The sequence below is a fragment of the Bradyrhizobium sp. Crot121 genome (assembly GCF_059512385.1).
Genome location: NZ_JCAMOR010000005.1, coordinates 127,060 through 142,887, shown reverse-complemented (window position 1 = coordinate 142,887; position 15,828 = coordinate 127,060). Strand labels below are relative to the sequence as shown.

Annotated in this window: 13 protein-coding genes; 8 read left to right on the top strand and 5 right to left on the bottom strand. The window is 63.8% G+C overall.

The features are described from left to right. Positions 1-5 precede the first annotated feature (5 nt). From phnL to AC5ZGW_RS07840, 5 genes are all read left to right on the top strand, one after another. On the top strand, positions 6-704 hold the full coding sequence (gene phnL / locus AC5ZGW_RS07860; protein WP_165435238.1) for a phosphonate C-P lyase system protein PhnL: 699 nt from the start codon (positions 6-8) through the stop codon (positions 702-704). Positions 705-714: 10 nt separating this feature from the next. Further along, positions 715-1,866 (top strand): alpha-D-ribose 1-methylphosphonate 5-triphosphate diphosphatase, encoded by a 1,152-nt coding sequence (locus tag AC5ZGW_RS07855; protein ID WP_130226174.1) that lies wholly within the window; start codon positions 715-717, stop codon positions 1,864-1,866. Further along, on the top strand, positions 1,863-2,459 hold the full coding sequence (gene phnN, locus AC5ZGW_RS07850; RefSeq protein WP_130226173.1) for a phosphonate metabolism protein/1,5-bisphosphokinase (PRPP-forming) PhnN: 597 nt from the start codon (positions 1,863-1,865) through the stop codon (positions 2,457-2,459). The genes AC5ZGW_RS07855 and phnN overlap by 4 nt, the downstream gene beginning before the upstream one ends. A 13-nt stretch (positions 2,460-2,472) precedes the next feature. Beyond that, on the top strand, positions 2,473-3,084 hold the full coding sequence (locus AC5ZGW_RS07845) for a pyridoxamine 5'-phosphate oxidase family protein (protein WP_130226172.1): 612 nt from the start codon (positions 2,473-2,475) through the stop codon (positions 3,082-3,084). Between the two features lie 291 nt (positions 3,085-3,375). Beyond that, on the top strand, positions 3,376-4,500 hold the full coding sequence (locus AC5ZGW_RS07840) for a GGDEF domain-containing protein (protein ID WP_130226171.1): 1,125 nt from the start codon (positions 3,376-3,378) through the stop codon (positions 4,498-4,500). 243 nt (positions 4,501-4,743) lie between these two features. Here the strand turns inward: AC5ZGW_RS07840 and AC5ZGW_RS07835 are convergent, their stop codons facing one another. Further along, on the bottom strand, positions 4,744-5,562 hold the full coding sequence (locus AC5ZGW_RS07835; protein WP_130226170.1) for an alpha/beta fold hydrolase: 819 nt from the start codon (positions 5,560-5,562) through the stop codon (positions 4,744-4,746). A gap of 485 nt (positions 5,563-6,047) precedes the next feature. Between AC5ZGW_RS07835 and AC5ZGW_RS07830 the strand changes: the two genes are divergently transcribed. Beyond that, the gene (locus tag AC5ZGW_RS07830) at positions 6,048-6,971 is read left to right on the top strand and encodes a LysR substrate-binding domain-containing protein (RefSeq protein ID WP_130226202.1); all 924 of its coding nucleotides are present in this window, start codon (positions 6,048-6,050) and stop codon (positions 6,969-6,971) included. 111 nt (positions 6,972-7,082) lie between these two features. On the opposite strand, the gene AC5ZGW_RS07825 is transcribed toward AC5ZGW_RS07830, so the two are convergent. Both AC5ZGW_RS07825 and AC5ZGW_RS07820 read right to left on the bottom strand, forming a co-directional pair. After that, on the bottom strand, positions 7,083-8,807 hold the full coding sequence (locus AC5ZGW_RS07825) for a SulP family inorganic anion transporter (RefSeq protein WP_130226169.1): 1,725 nt from the start codon (positions 8,805-8,807) through the stop codon (positions 7,083-7,085). 93 nt (positions 8,808-8,900) lie between these two features. Then, positions 8,901-9,500 (bottom strand): TetR/AcrR family transcriptional regulator, encoded by a 600-nt coding sequence (locus AC5ZGW_RS07820; protein ID WP_130226168.1) that lies wholly within the window; start codon positions 9,498-9,500, stop codon positions 8,901-8,903. A 102-nt stretch (positions 9,501-9,602) separates the two neighbouring features. Here AC5ZGW_RS07820 and AC5ZGW_RS07815 point away from each other — a divergent pair, with 102 nt between their 5' ends. Both AC5ZGW_RS07815 and AC5ZGW_RS07810 read left to right on the top strand, forming a co-directional pair. After that, positions 9,603-10,850, top strand: a complete 1,248-nt coding sequence (locus tag AC5ZGW_RS07815; RefSeq protein ID WP_130226167.1) for an efflux RND transporter periplasmic adaptor subunit — start codon at positions 9,603-9,605, stop codon at positions 10,848-10,850. A 243-nt stretch (positions 10,851-11,093) separates the two neighbouring features. Then, positions 11,094-14,276: an efflux RND transporter permease subunit gene (locus tag AC5ZGW_RS07810; RefSeq protein ID WP_130226166.1), complete on the top strand. Its 3,183-nt coding sequence runs from the start codon at positions 11,094-11,096 to the stop codon at positions 14,274-14,276. A gap of 89 nt (positions 14,277-14,365) precedes the next feature. Here AC5ZGW_RS07810 and AC5ZGW_RS07805 read toward each other — a convergent pair whose 3' ends face one another. Together AC5ZGW_RS07805 and AC5ZGW_RS07800 are read right to left on the bottom strand one after the other, a co-directional pair. Continuing rightward, a complete protein-coding gene (locus AC5ZGW_RS07805; protein ID WP_130226165.1) occupies positions 14,366-14,590 on the bottom strand; it encodes a hypothetical protein in 225 nt (74 codons plus the stop codon). A 336-nt stretch (positions 14,591-14,926) separates the two neighbouring features. After that, positions 14,927-15,727, bottom strand: a complete 801-nt coding sequence (locus AC5ZGW_RS07800) for an SDR family NAD(P)-dependent oxidoreductase (protein ID WP_130226164.1) — start codon at positions 15,725-15,727, stop codon at positions 14,927-14,929. Positions 15,728-15,828: the final 101 nt, after the last annotated feature.

The window sequence follows — 15,828 nt, the reverse complement described above, 5'->3', positions numbered from 1 at the left end:
CACCGATGACTGCGACGATCGAAATCTCCAACGCGGCAAAGACCTTCACCATGCATCTGCAGGGCGGGGTCGAACTGCCTGTCGTGAGCAACGTCTCGTTCCATGTCGAACCGGGCGAATGCGTCGTGCTGTCCGGGCCGTCAGGGGCCGGCAAGTCGTCGATCCTGAAGATGATCTTCGGCAACTATCGCTGCGATGCCGGGCGGATCGACATCCGCCACCAGGGCAAGGTGATCGATCTCGCCAGCGCCGAGCCGCGGCAGGTCCTGAGCGTGCGCCGCGCCACCGTCGGTTATGTCAGCCAGTTCCTGCGCGCGGTGCCGCGGGTCGCGACCATCGATGTCGTCGCCGAGCCGCTGGTCGCGGGCGGCACGCCGCGTGCCGAGGCGCGCGACAAGGCCGCCGCGCTGCTCCGCCGTCTCAACATCCCCGAGCGGCTGTGGCGGCTGCCGCCCTCGACGTTCTCCGGCGGCGAGCAGCAACGCGTCAACATCGCCCGCGGCTTCGTGTCCGATCTGCCGATCCTGCTGCTGGACGAGCCGACGGCCTCGCTCGATGCGGCCAACCGCGCCGTGGTGGTAGAACTGATTGGCGAGAAGAAACGCCGCGGCGTCGCAATGGTCGCGATCGTGCATGACGATGAAATCCGTCATCTGATTGCAGACCGAATCGTGGATGTCACGTCATTCGCTGCGGCGGCATGAGAGGGGTGAGATGACCGCAAGAGAGACCATCATCGGCAATGCGCGCCTTGTGCTGGCCGATCGCGTCATCGAGCGCGGTTGGGTCGCGCTCGCCGATGGCCGCATTGCCGAATTCGGTGAGGGGAGCGCCCCCGATGGCAGCGAGGATGCCGGCGGCGATCTCATCATGCCGGGCATGATCGAGCTGCACACCGATCACCTCGAAGCCCATTACGTGCCGCGCCCGAAAGTGTTCTGGGATCCGGTTGCCTCCGTCATCTCCTATGACGCGCAGCTTGCGACCTCGGGCATCACCACTGTCCTCGACTCGCTCCGGGTCTGGCGCGAGGACGGTGCAGAGGACGTCGATGGCCGTGCCGGCATTCTGGCGGCGGCGATCTCGGCGGCCCGCGAGGGCAATCTGCTCCGTGCCGATCACTTCCTGCACCTGCGCTGCGAAATCCCGATGCCCGATGTGGTGGCCGAGGCGAAAGAGCTGATCGACCGGCCCGACGTCCGCCTGATGTCGCTGATGGACCACACCCCCGGCCAGCGCCAGTTCCGCGACGAAGTGAAGCTGCGCGACTACTATCGCGGCAAGGGCGGCGGCATGACCGACGCCCAGCTCGACGAGCTCTTCGCCCGGCGTTTCGCCAACCAAAAGGCCTATGCCGCCACCAACATGCGTGCCATCGTCGCGCTCGCGCATGAATACAACATCCCGCTCGCGAGCCACGACGACACCACCGAGGAGAACGTCGTCGACGCCGTGCGCGACCGCGTCTCGGTCGCGGAATTCCCGACCACGATGGAAGCCGCCCGCGGCCTGCACGCGGCCGGCATCGACATCCTGATGGGCGCGCCCAACGTGGTGCGCGGCGGCTCGCATTCCGGCAATATCGCCGCCGTCGATCTCGCCCGCGAGGGGTTGCTCGATATCCTGTCGTCCGACTACATTCCTTCGAGCCTGTTGATGGCGGCGCTGCAATTGCCGCGGCATATCCCGGCGATCGATCTCGCCTCCGCGGTGCGCACGGTCACGAAGACGGCGGCCGAGGCGGTGGGGCTCACGGACCGCGGCGAGATCGCGGTCGGCAAGCGCGCCGACCTGATCCGCGTGCACATCGCGCGCGACCTCCCGGTGGTGCGCAGTGTCTGGCGGGAAGGGGAGCGGGTCGCATGACGGACGCACAGGCAATCGCAATCGACACACCCATAGCCATCGGCCCCGGCCGCCTGGTGCTGGTGGTCGGCCCGAGCGGCGCCGGCAAGGATACGCTGCTCGGGCTCGCCAAGGCGGCCTGTGCCGAAGACGGCAATGCCGTCTTCGCGCGCCGCGTGATCACGCGCGCCTCCTCGGCCTCCGAGGACAATGAGGAGGTCAGCGCGGACGCGTTTGCCGAGGCAGTCGCGCGCGGCGACTATGCCATGCATTGGGAGGCACATGGCCACAGCTATGCGCTGCCGCGCGCGGTCGACGAGGATCTGCGCGCCGGCCGCACCGTGATCGCCAACGTCTCGCGCACGGTGATATCGGTAGCCCGCCGCGCCTACGCCAATGTCGTCGTGGTCCAGATCACCGCGCCAACGAACGTGCTGGCCGAACGGCTCGCAATGCGCGGACGCGTGAGCGACGGACGGATCGAGCATCGGCTCGGCCGCACCGTCGATGAGACGACGGCCGCTCCCGACTTCACCATCGTCAATGTCGGCACCGCCGACTATCACGCGGGCCAGCTCGCGCGGATCATCAAGGGCAGCCGCTGGGACGAGTAAACAAGGGAAGCCGATGACAAATATCGCGACGATCGAGCAATTGGAGGCGATCTACGGCTTCCCCAACGATGCTTCCACCGTCAAGCTCGCCGATCGCGTCACGCCGCCCTATCGCATCCTGATCGAGACGTCGCCGTTCGCGGCGCTCGCCACCGTCGGTCCCGAAGGCATCGATTGCTCGCCGCGCGGCGACCTGCCGGGCTTCGTCCGCATCCATGACGAGAAGACGCTGATGATGCCAGACCGCCGCGGCAACAACCGCGTCGATTCGCTCCGCAACATCGTCCGCGACCCGCGCGTCGCGCTCTTGTTCCTGATCCCCGGCTCCGGCACCACGCTGCGCGTCAACGGCAGTGCCCATCTCTCCATCGATCCCGATTTGCTTGCCTCCTTCAAGATGGAAGGCAAGGCGCCGCGCTCCGTCATCGTCATGACCGTCGACGAGATCTACTTCCAGTGCGCCCGCGCGATCGTCCGCGCCGACCTCTGGAATCCCGACAAGCGCGTCGATCCCAGGACGTTGCCGACTCCGGGCCAGATCCTCGCCGGCATGAGCGAGGACAAGGTCGGCGGCGAAACCTACGACCGCGAATGGCCAGAGCGCGCCCGCCAGACGATGTGGTGACGCGCGAACCGCGGCCTGCGCACGTGCGCAAAAGTTCACCATCGTCATTCCGGGGCGATGCGAAGCATCGAACCCGGAATCCATTTCTCCGCCAGTGCATGCGGCCCGATGGATTCCGGGCCTGCGCCTTGCGGCGCATCCCGGAATGACGGCGGTGTGCTTGTTCCAGAACGCAACTCCTGCTGCGGCTGCGTCCGCCTTGATGCTCCCTTAAGCCTATCGCGGGACCGCAACGACCCGGACCAATCCGCCTCACCGTTTCTTAGCAACTCCACGGCATGGTGCCGGTCCATGAGACTGACAGCCTTGTCCAGCGCCGTGCAGCCAGGCATTCGCCGCGAACTGATCAAATTGCTGTACACGTCGATGCCGCAAGTCATGGCGATCACCGTGACATCGGGCACCGGTGCGATCGCGCTTGCCCTGGTCAGCGGCGATATCGGCTATGCCTTGATTTCCTGTCTCATTCTGATCACCGCTGGCGCCCGGCTGTACAGCCTGCATCTCTATAAGCTGCGATCGACGAATTTTTCCGACCAGGACGTGCTGCGCTGGGAGCACATCTACGGCATCGGCGCGGTGGCGTTCTCGGTGGGGCTCGGCTTACTGTCATACCGCGCGCTCCGGCTCGGCGATGCGGCCGGGGCGTGGATCAGCTTCGGACTGTCGATGTCCTTCTGCGTCGGCATGGTGTCGCGCGCGGCAGTGCGTCCTTGGATCGTGCTGTCGGCATCGGCCGTGCTGTTTGCGCCGACCATCGTGGCGGGTCTGCTGCGGCCGGAGCTCGCCTACAAGCTCGGCTCCTGCATGCTGTTCCTGTTCTGGATCACACTGCGCGAGGCCTCTCGCCATCTCAGCAAGGCCTTCATCGAGCGGCTGGAGGCCCAGCAGGCGCTGGCGCGCCAGGCCCATCATGATTTCCTCACCGGATTACCGAATCGTGTCGCGTTTCTCTCGGCGCTGGAGCAGGCGGCGGGGCGCATCGCCATCATCGCCATCGATCTTGATGGTTTCAAATCGGTGAATGACCGCCTCGGCCATCACGCCGGAGACGCGCTGCTCCGCCAGGTCGCCGAACGATTGACCCAATGCATCGGACCGCAGGGCACCGTTGCCCGCTTTGGCGGCGATGAATTCATGCTGCTGCGTTCGGTGGAAGAGGGGCCGGCCGGGAACGATGCCGCGTCGGCGCTCGCCAAGCGCGTGGTCGAGGCGCTGTCGCTGCCCTTCTTTGTCTCGCACGAGCCGGCACGGATCGGCGCCAGCGCCGGCATTCTGGTGACCGAGCTTGCCTCCAGTGCTACGGCCGGCACGTTGCTCGAACAGGTCGACCGCGCGCTCTACGCCGCCAAGCGCGCCGGCGGCGGACGCTGGCAATGGTCTGGCGACGAGGCTGCACTGGATCAGGCGGTCTGAATCATGGATCAGCCCGAACTGCATCGGTGCGCGAGACACCAGGACGAAACCTCCGCGCCGCAGATCAAGGCGCTTTGAGGTCCGCTGTACCCCTGATAGCGGTGCGATAGCTGACCTCACCAGAGGTCCGAGTTGGGCCAAAAGCGGCAGTCGCATACCGTGTCGTGAACTGGAAGGAGACGCCGCCTTACAAACGGCATCTCCTTCGTGCGGGAAGGCGATTGACGGAGGAGAGATGCCGGGTCAAGACCTGATGAACGCGAGTAGGTCGGGGTTGAGGACATCCGCATGCGTGGTGAGCATGCCATGGGGATAGCCGGCATAAGTCTTCAGCGAGCCGTTCTTAAGTAAATCGACCGCACGCGGCACTGAACTTGCGAACGGGACGACTTGATCAGCCTGGCCGTGCATCACCAGCACCGGCACGGTGATCTTCTTGAGGTCTTCGGTATAATCTTCGAGCCAAGAGTCGACGGTTGCGTAATGAGCGAGGGCACCGCCGGCCATGCCTTGGCGCCACCAGTTCGCAATGATCGCCTCCGAAGGCTTCGCCCCTTCTTGGTTGTAGCCGTAGAACGGATTCTCAGGGACGAAACGGTAAAACTCCGACCGGTTGCCCAGCACGCCTGCCCGAATCGCTTCGAACCACTCCGGCGGTTGACCGGACGGGTTGTCCTTGCTCCGGTACATGTTCGGCGTCAGCGAAGCGACCAGCGCCGCCTTCGCGACGCGATCCTGGTGCCGAGCGACATAGCGAGCCACCTCACCGCCGCCTGTGGAGTGGCCGATGTGGATCGCGTCGCGCAGGTTGAGATGCTCAGTCAAAGCCGCGAGGTCGGCAACCCAATGGTTCATGTCGTTGCCGGTGCCGGGCTGGTCGGACCGGCCGTGGCCGCGTCGGTCATGGGCGATCACCCGATACCCGTGATGAAGGAAGAACGTCATCTGGGCATCCCAGTCGTCCGCTGTCAGCGGCCAACCATGGCTGAAAACGATCGGCTGACCCGATCCCCAATCCTTGTAGAAGATTTTTACGCCGTCTGTCGTCGTGATCTTGGGCATCGAGGTGCTCCATCTGCGCTATTGGATTTATTCAAAGGTTAGCGGACGGGTGTCTAAAGAAAGCAAGCGAGCCCGAGCTGATCAGGCCACAGATCGCGCCTCCTGGCTTTCCAAAAGACACGATGTTCAGCGGCCTCGCCGGCGAACCCGTTGCCGTGGCAACACCCGATCGCCGACGCGTTGTCGGCGGCTCCGGCGCGGCGCTATTCGCCGCTTTTGCGCGTTCGCGCGCATTTCCCGCTAAATGAGGGAAATCACTCTCGATCGCGCTGCAGAATTGTTGAGGCCGTACCGAATTGCGATCACGCCGTGCCTATCGGCCAGGAGTGCTGGGATCACTTTGCTGAAGACGATACGAGGCTTCGGCGAAGACATTGTTCGTTGTCCTTTTCTTGGTTGAAGACTACGAAACGGTAAATCCCTCTTTGGCTCCTGACCAAGACCTTGTAGGCTTCAAGCTATGCCTGGAAGACATACGAGGGATCATGGAGCTCCGGCATCTGCGCTATTTCATTGCCGTCGCTGAAGAAGGCAGCCTGCTGACCGCCGCCCAGCGGCGACTGAACACTTCGCAGCCATCGCTGAGCCGACAGATCCGCGATCTAGAAGCCGAAGTCGGCGTCCAGCTATTGGAGCGCCAGGCGCGAGGCGTGACGCTGACGGCCGCCGGAAGGGTATTTCTTGATCACGCGCGGCTGGCGCTGCTGCAGGTTGCGGCCGCAACGGAGGGCGCCCGACAAACAGCGCAACCGCAACGGCCCGTCCTTTCGATGGGTTTTCTCGTCGGGCTGGAGGTGATGTGGCTCCCTCAGCTGCTGCGTATGCTCCGCGAGGAAGCACCCGATGTCGACGTGACGCTCAGTACGCAATCTTCGCCAGAACTCGCACTGGCATTGATGCGGGGAAAGCTGGACATCGCTTTCCTTCGTCCGGAAAAAGACAACGACGGCGTCGTTTTCAAGATATTGGCAAAGGAGCCCTTAATTGCCGTGCTGCCGGCCGAACACCGCTTGGCATCACGGAAGAAGATTCGTCCGCAGGATCTCGCCCGCGAGATCTATGTCAGCTCGGCAAGAACATCGCCGGTCTTGCAGGATGTCATACAGAACTACGCAGCCCGAGTCGGCATTACCCTCAAGGCGAAGTATGAAGGTGAAAACATATCATCGGCCATGTCGCTCGTGGCCTCCACGGGCGGAATTAGCCTCGTCCCGCTCTATGCGCAGAACATGCTTGCACCGAACGTCGTCGCCAGAGCGCTTGAGGGCGGCACTCCAACGGTCGATTTGGCCTTGGGATACAATCAGGCAAATCCGTCGCCCTTGCTACGTCGGCTTTTATCCCGCACGGATGAATTGGTCGCGAACGTCCAGAATCAGAGCATCATCCGATACGTTGAAGCTCAGTAGCTGGCGAAGGTTTACGTCCGCTTTGGGTCACGAGCGGTAATGCTCCGACTGATCATAAGATTTCCGCTTGGTCGTCAGAAGCTGACATGTGCGCCTTTGTGAGCACACACTCTAGCGGCCGGCTTGGTCTTCCCAGTCCTCCCATTCCACATCACTGTTGATGTCCAGGTAGGCGGAAACGGCGGCGCCGACGGTCGGGAAGAAGCTGTCCTCACCAAGCTGCGCCAATAATCCGAATTTCTTCAGCTTGTCCTTTACGGGATCCTTGAGCTCCGCAAAACGAAGCTCGATACCCCGCGCGTGCAACGTCTCGTCCAGCTTGGCAAGTGTATCGCCGGCGGTGACGTCCACGCTGGTGACCGGCTCGGCGGCAACGACCAGCCAACGCGCGGGCGTCGGTGATTTCGCCACGGCGTCCAGAACGCGCTCATTGAAGAATTCGGCGTTGGCGAAGAACAGAGGCGCGTCCCACCGAAACAGCACCAGCCCGGGGATCTGGCGTGCGTCCGGATATCTGCTGATGTCGTGATAACCTTTGACGCGGTCGGCGCGGCCCAACACGGCCGAGTGCGGGCGCCACCCGTCCCATAGAAACTCGGCGATGGCGATGACGATTGCGAGGCCAATTCCCGGAATCACCCCGAGCGCGGCCACACCGACAAAGCAGACGATCGACAGCCAGAACTCCCATTGCTGGATGCGATAGATCCGTTTGAGGTCGGTGACCTCGAACAACCCGATCGCGGCGGCGATGACGACGGCGGCGAGCGCAGCGTTGGGCAAATGCTGAAGCAGGTTTGGTGCTGCCAGCAGAAGAAGGGCGATGGCCAGCGCCCCGACGACACAAGTCAGTTGGGTGCGGGCGCCGGCGGCTTCGGCAACCGGCGTCCGCGAACTGCTGCTGCTGATCGGAAAGCCCTGGAAAAAGCCGGCTGCCAGATTGGCCGCGCCAAGGCCCACCATCTCCTGGTTGGGATCGGCGTGCGTGCCCAATCGTGCGGCAAAGGCGCGCGACAGCACGCTGGTGTCGGCGAACGATATCAGCGCGACGGCAGAGCCGCCGAGCACGACCGGCACTATGTCATTGGTGCCGATCAGGGGAACGGCGAAGCCCGGCAACCCCTGCGGAAGAGGACCCAGAACGGTGACGCCGTAATGCGACCCGAGACCCAGCGCACCGACGATGAGCGTCGCCGCGACCACTGCAATCAGGACACCTGGCAGACGCTTGTTGTTCCGGAGCAGGAGAATAATGATCAAGCTGCCGAGTCCAATCCCGAACGTGATCCAGTTGGTCTTGCCTTCAAGGATCGCATCGCCGATTGCCCACAAGCTCCGTAACGGTCCTTCGCTCTCGATGGAGAAACCGAACAGCTTTGGCAGTTGGCTGACCAACACGGTCAGGGCAATTCCGTTCATGTAACCGTAGCGTATCGGCTTGGAGAGAAGCTCGGTCACAAAACCCAGACGCGCGATGCCTGCCAGAATGCATACCGTCCCGGATACGATCGCCATTGCGCCGGCCAAGGTTGCGGCGCGCAGAGGATCGCCACCCGACAGCGGAACGACGACGCCGAGGATGACGGCTGCGAGAGCCGAGTCCGGTCCCAGCACAAGGATGCGGCTGGGCCCGAACAGCGCGTAGACCAGCAGCGGTACGATCGTTGCGTACAGACCGTAGATGCCGGGCAAGCCCGATGCTTCCGCGTAGGCAATCCCAACCGGGACCAGCATGGTCGCCAGCACGAGCCCGGCGAAGACATCGTGGCGGAGCGACGCCCCTTCATATCGACGGATGGCGTCGAGACCTGGCAGCCAGCGGCTCCAATGCTTCATCGCCGGTCACTCCCCAACCCGGTCAGGCTCGCACCATTCTCGGATCAAACCCGGCAGAGGTTCAAGCTGAGCGGACGGAGCGGGGCAGGCGACTTACGAATTACTCTGCTCCTCGAACGCCTTCACCGATACCGCGGCGACCTGCCGCAGTGCCTCGCGGTCGGCGCCCGACGAGGCCATCACGCCCATGCCGGCGATGACTGCGGAGAGATAGCGCGCGAGCGCGGCGGGGTCAGCGGTTTCCTTCAGGTCGCCCTCGGCCTTCGCCCTGACGAAGCGCTCGCGGAGCTGGTTTTCGGTCTGCGCCCGATGGGCGGCGAGTTCGAATGGAACGTTTGCCGAGCCGGTGCCGCAGGCAAGACCGCCCTGGACCAGCAGGCAGCCGGGTGGGTTGGCCGGGTCGGTCTGGGTATCGGCGGTGCCCATCAGCATGCGCTCGGCCACCCCGCGGGCGGTCGGCGCGCTCACGATTTCTTCCATCCAGCAGGCGCGTTTGGCGCTATAACGATCGAGCGCAGCCTTCAACAGGCCCTCTTTGCTGCCGAAGGCCGCGTACAGGCTCGGCGGATTTATGCCCATAACTTCAGTGAGTTGCGCGATCGTCGCGCCCTCATAGCCGTGCCGCCAGAACACTTCCATCGCCTGGTCCAGCGCCGCGTCGGCGTCGAACGCCCGGGGCCTGCCCATCGCCATTGCGTGCTCCCTGAAAATTTCTTAACATCCGCTACATAAGTATCTTGCGGACCGGCGTCCAGATCCACATTTGTAGCGCTCACTACATTATGGAGCGCGCAAATGCCCCCCGCCCGTATTACCCCCCGTTCTGGCCGATTCCGACGCATCGTTGGCGGTATTGTGATCGTTGGCGCCGTCGCGGCGGCCGGATCGGTTCTTTCCGGCCGATATTTTTATGCCGCGCAGGCGACCAGCGCGGCCACGGCGCCTGAGCAGGCTGTCGCCGTAACGGTTGCGGCCATCGAGCCCCGACAGGCCAATCTGTGGGACGATTTCTCCGGCCGCCTCGAGGCCATCGACCGTGTCGAGCTGCGGCCGCGTGTCGCCGGCGCGATCCTGGCGACCAACTTCACCGAAGGCTCGCTGGTGAAGGCCGGCGATGTCCTGTTCAAGATCGATCCCGCGCCTTACGCCGCGGAGGTCGACAAGGCCAAGGCGCAGCTCGAGGCCGCCAAAGCGCGTGTGGTCTTCACCACAAGCGAGCTCGAACGCGGCGCGCAACTCGTCGGCAACGCGGTCGTGACCCGGCGTGACTATGACCAGCGCGACAATGCCAATCGCGAAGCCATCGCCAACGTCAAGGCCGCCGAAGCGACGCTGCAAACCGCAAAGCTCAATCTCGACTACACCGAAGTGCGCGCTCCCGTGGACGGCCGCGTCGGCAAATTCGAGGTCACCGTCGGCAATCTCGTCGCGGCCGGTACCGCGTCGCCGGTGTTGACCTCGCTGGTCTCGGTCAATCCGATCTATGCCAGCTTCGACGCCGACGAAGAGGTGGTGCTGCGCGCGCTGAACTCGATCGCAGATGCCTCCGGCACGCGCGGCAATCTCGACCGGATCCCGGTGGAGATGACGACGTCCGGCGGCACCACCGCCAAGGGGCATATCCAGCTCATCGACAACCAGGTCAACGGCCAGAGCGGCACCATCCGCGTGCGGGCGGTGTTCCGCAATGAAGACGGCCGCCTGATCCCGGGTCAGTTCGCCCGCGTGCGCATGGGCCAGCCGCAGAAGCAGACGCTTGTGCTGGTTGATGAGCGCGCGATCGGCACCGACCAGGACAAGAAATTCGTGATGGTGGTCGGCGAGGATAGCCGCGCAGTCTACCGTCCGGTCGCGCTCGGCGGCACCGTCGACGGCCTGCGTATCGTCACCTCGGGCCTGAAGTCGGGCGAGCGCATCGTCGTCAATGGCCTGCAGCGCGTGCGCCCCGGCGCTCTCCTGAAATTGGAGATCGCCGAAATGGGCGCGCGGGGCACCCAGCAGGCCGCTGCCGGTAGCAACAATCAGCATCTGGCGCAGCAGTGATGCGTGATGACTTGGCGCTCGATCGATCCGCCGGACTCCACCTCGCCCCGCTCGCGGGGAGAGGTCGGATCGCATCGAAGATGCGATCCGGGTGAGGGGGAACCTTTCCACGAGTCTATCTCTCACCGTGTTTGCGGAAGCTCCCCTCATCCCGACCTTCTCCCCGCGTGCGGGGAGAAGGAGAAACTCCCCAACTCCTGAATTGATCGCATTGGAAGGCTCCGCACAGGCGGGGGCACACCCATGAATCTCTCGAAATTTTTCATCGACCGCCCGATCTTTGCAGGCGTGCTGTCGGTCCTGATTTTCCTCGCCGGCCTGATCTCGCTGCTCGCGATGCCGATCTCGGAATATCCCGATGTCGTGCCGCCTTCGGTCGTGGTGCGCGCCACCTATCCCGGCGCCAATCCGAAGGTGATCGCGGAAACGGTCGCCACGCCGATCGAGGAGCAGATCAACGGCGTCGAGAACATGCTCTATATGAGCAGCCAGGCGACCACCGACGGCGCGATGACGCTGACGGTGACCTTCCGCCTCGGCACCGACCCCGACAAGGCGACGCAGCTCGTGCAGAACCGCGTGCAGCAGGCCGAGCCGCGCCTGCCGGCGGTGGTGCGCCAGCTCGGCATCATCACCAAGAAGAGCTCGCCCGACCTCACCATGGTGGTGCATCTGTTGTCGCCGAACAACCGCTACGACATGACGTATTTGCGCAACTACGCAGTGCTCAACGTCAAGGACCGGCTGGCGCGGATCGACGGCGTCGGCGACGTCCAGCTCTATGGCGCCGGCGACTATTCGATGCGGGTCTGGGTCGATCCGCAGAAGGCCGCCGAGCACGGCCTGACCGCGAGCGATATCGTCAGGGCGATCCAGGCGCAGAATGTCGAAGCCGCCGCCGGCGTGGTCGGCTCCTCGCCCAGCGTCAAGGGCATCGACCTGCAGCTTTCCGTCAACGCCGAGGGCCGGCTCGCCAGCGAAGAGCAGTTCGGTGAGATCGTGGTGAAGACCGGCGCGCGCGGCGAGGTGGTACGGCTGCGTGACGTTGCGCGCATCGAGCTTGGCGCCTCCGAATACGGCCTGCGTTCTTTGCTCGACAACAAGCAGGCGGTCGCGATCCCGATCAACCAGGCGCCCGGCTCCAACGCCCTCGATATCTCCACCAAGGTCCGCGCCACCATGGCCGAGATCAAGAAGAACATGCCCGATGGCGTCGACTTCAAGATCGTCTACGATCCCACGCAGTTCGTGCGTTCCTCGATCGAGGCGGTGGTGCACACGCTGTTGGAAGCGATCGTGCTGGTCGTGCTGGTGGTGATCCTGTTCCTGCAGACCTGGCGCGCTTCGATCATTCCGCTGCTCGCGGTGCCGGTGTCGATCGTCGGCACCTTCGCGGTGATGCATGTGTTCGGCTTCTCCATCAACGCGCTCAGCCTGTTCGGCCTGGTGCTCGCGATCGGCATCGTCGTCGACGACGCCATCGTCGTGGTCGAGAACGTCGAACGCAATATCGAGTCCGGCCTGTCGCCGCGGGAGGCCACCTACCAGGCGATGAAGGAAGTGTCCGGCCCGATCATCGCGATCGCGCTGGTCCCGATCGCGGTGTTCGTGCCGCTCGCCTTCATCTCCGGCCTCACCGGTCAGTTCTACAAGCAGTTCGCGTTGACGATCGCGATCTCGACCGTGATCTCGGCGATCAACTCGCTGACACTGTCGCCGGCGCTCTCGGCGCTGCTGCTGAAGGGCCATCACGAGCCCAAGGACAGGCTGACGCTGATCATGGACAAGGGGCTGGGCTGGTTCTTCCGGGGCTTCAACCGCATCTTCACGCGCTCCTCGGAGAATTACGGCCGCAGCGTCACCAAGGTGATCTTCGGCAAGGCCGCCGTGATGGGCGTTTATGTGCTCCTGATCGGCGTCACCGCCGTGCTGTTCAAGCAGGTGCCGAGCGGCTTCGTTCCCGGCCAGGACAAGCAGTATCTGGTCGGCTTCGCGCGGCTGCCCGACGGCGCGACGCTGGATCGCACCGAGGAGGTCATCCGCAAGATGAGCGACATCGCGCTGACGCAGCCCGGCGTCGAAAGCTCCGTGGCGTTCCCGGGTCTGTCGATCTCCGGCTTCACCAACTCCTCCAACGCCGGCATCGTGTTCTCGACGCTGAAGCCGTTCGACGAGCGCAAGGACGCTTCGCTCAGCGGCAATGCGATCGCCGCCGAGCTCAACAAGAAATATGCCGGCATCCAGGAAGCCTTCATCGCGATGTTCCCGCCGCCGCCGGTCAACGGTCTCGGCACCATCGGCGGCTTCAAGCTGCAGATCGAGGATCGCGCTGGCCTCGGCTATGACGCGCTCAACGAGGCGACCAAGGCGTTCATGGCGGCGATGTCGAAGGCGCCGGAGATCGCCGGCCTGTTCTCGAGCTTCCAGGTCAACGTTCCCCAGCTCTATGCCGACATCGACCGCACCAAGGCGCTGCAGCTCGGCGTGCCCGTGACGGAGGTGTTCAACACGCTCCAAATCTATTTGGGCTCGTACTACGTCAACGACTTCAACAAATTCGGTCGTACGTACTCAGTCTATGTCCAGGCCGACGCGCCGTTCCGCGCCCGCGCCGACGACATCAGGCAGTTGAAGGTGCGTTCGGCCTCCGGCGACATGGTGCCGCTATCGGCGCTGCTGAAGATCCGGCAGAGCGCAGGGCCAGAGCGCGCGATCCGCTACAACGGCTTTTTGTCCTCGGACATCAACGCCGCTGCGGCGCCCGGCTATTCGTCCGGCCAGGCGCAGGAAGCGGCGACGCGGATCGCCGCCGAAGTGCTGCCGCCGGGTTTTGCCTTCGAATGGACCGACCTGACCTATCAGGAGTTCATCGCCGGCAATTCCGGCCTCTGGGTCTTCCCGCTCGCGATCCTCCTGGTCTTCCTGGTGCTGGCTGCGCTCTATGAAAGCCTGACGCTGCCGCTCGCGATCCTCATGATCGTGCCGATGGGACTGTTGGCTGCGATGTTCGGCGTCTGGCTCTCCGGCGGCGACAACAACATCTTCACCCAGATCGGCTTGATTGTGCTGGTGGGATTGTCGGCGAAGAACGCGATCCTGATCGTCGAGTTCGCGCGCGAGTTGGAATTCGCCGGCCGTTCGCCGATCCGCGCCGCGATCGAGGCGAGCCGCTTGCGGCTTCGCCCGATCCTGATGACGTCGATGGCGTTCATCATGGGCGTGCTGCCGCTGGTGCTGTCGACCGGCGCCGGCTCGGAGATGCGTCGCGCGATGGGCGTCGCAGTGTTCTCCGGCATGATCGGTGTCACGATCTTCGGTCTGTTCCTGACGCCGGTCTTCTATGTGTTGCTCCGCAGCGCCACCGGCATGAAGCCGCTGACGCATCACGGCGAAGCGACCATTCCAACAAAGGCCCACGCGGCATGACGCCGCGCGGGCCCGGAGCGTGATCACGCATTACAAAAAGATGAAGCGGGATGGTTTCGAGGAAAAATTATCCCGCTGCGGTCCTCACCTCAAGCGGCGAGGTCCTGCAGCAGTTTCGACGAGCCGCGCACCAGCACCTTGCGTCCGGCAGGTGTTAACGCGAGCGAATCGCCCCGCATCGCGGCGAGCCCGAGCGTGATCAGGCTTTCGACCGCAAACCTGCTTATTCTCGAAGGGTTTGCTGCAGGTGCACGCAACGCTTTGAGAACTTCCCACTGATCGGTTGTCAGCTCGTAGTCAAATTCGTCGTTCATGGTCCCTCGGATTCGTTAACCATCGACGGGGCGCGTATTACCCAGCGCTCGTGAAGAACATGCGACCAGAACGAGTCAGGATTTCGAATTACGGGGATAGACCGTCACATCATCGTGTGGCTGGAATTCTTCAATATTTTCAAGCCATCCATTGAATCTTAACCAGATGATACAGCCGTGCTGCCCCTTCTCCCTCGCCCCGCTCTTGCGGGGAGAGGGGCGGGGTGAGGGGAGTCTCCGCATCTTAGGTTTTGAGAGAAATGCGTTCGCGGAGAGACCCCTCACCCGGCGCTGCGCGCCGACCTCTCCCCGCAAGAGCGGGGCGAGGTAAAGCAGTCAACCGCGCCGTACGCTGGCACCCCCATCCACAGGCAATGTGACACCCGTAATAAAACTCGCCTCATCTGACGCCAGAAACAGCGCGGCGTTGGCGACGTCCCAGCCGGTGCCCATCTTCTGGCGCAGCGGCACCTTGCTGTCGCGCTCGGCCTCGACTTCCGCGCGGCTCTTGTTGAATTCGCGGGCGCGGGTGTCGACCGCCATCGGCGTGTTCATCAGGCCGGGCAGGATCACATTGGCGCGAATGCCGTATTGCGCGTTCTGATAGGCGAGCTGTTCGGTGAAGGCGATCATCGCCGATTTCGTCGCCTTGTAGGCGACGTAAGGATAGGTCGTGATCGCCGCCATCGAGGAGATATTGATGATGGCGCCGCTGTTCTGCGCGCGCATGATCGGGATCACATGCTTGGCCGCGAGGATGCAGCTCTTGAGGTTGATCGCGACGCAGCGGTCGAACGCCTCTTCGCTGATCTCGAGCAGTTCGGCATCGCCGCCTGCGAGGCTGACGCCGACATTGTTGTGCAGGATATCGACCTTGCCCCAGCGCCGATGCGCGTCCGCCACCATCGCTTTGATCTCGGCGTTCTTCGTCACGTCGGCCTTGAAGGCGACAGCGGTGCCGCCCTTCGCCGCGATCATGTCGACGGTCTCCTGCGCCGAATCCAAATGGTGGTCGACGCACAGCACCTTGGCGCCCTCGCGCGCGAAAGTGAGCGCGGTGGCGCGGCCGTTGCCGATGCCCTCGCCGGGACTCTGGCCGGCGCCGACGACGATGGCGACACGATCTTGAAGGCGCATCTCTGCTTCACTCCCGCTTTTCGTTCTTGTCCATCGGGGTTCTCCCCGTTGACGATAGCGTTTCAAAGATGCGCGGGGCCGGCAAGGGGGCGGGAGATATG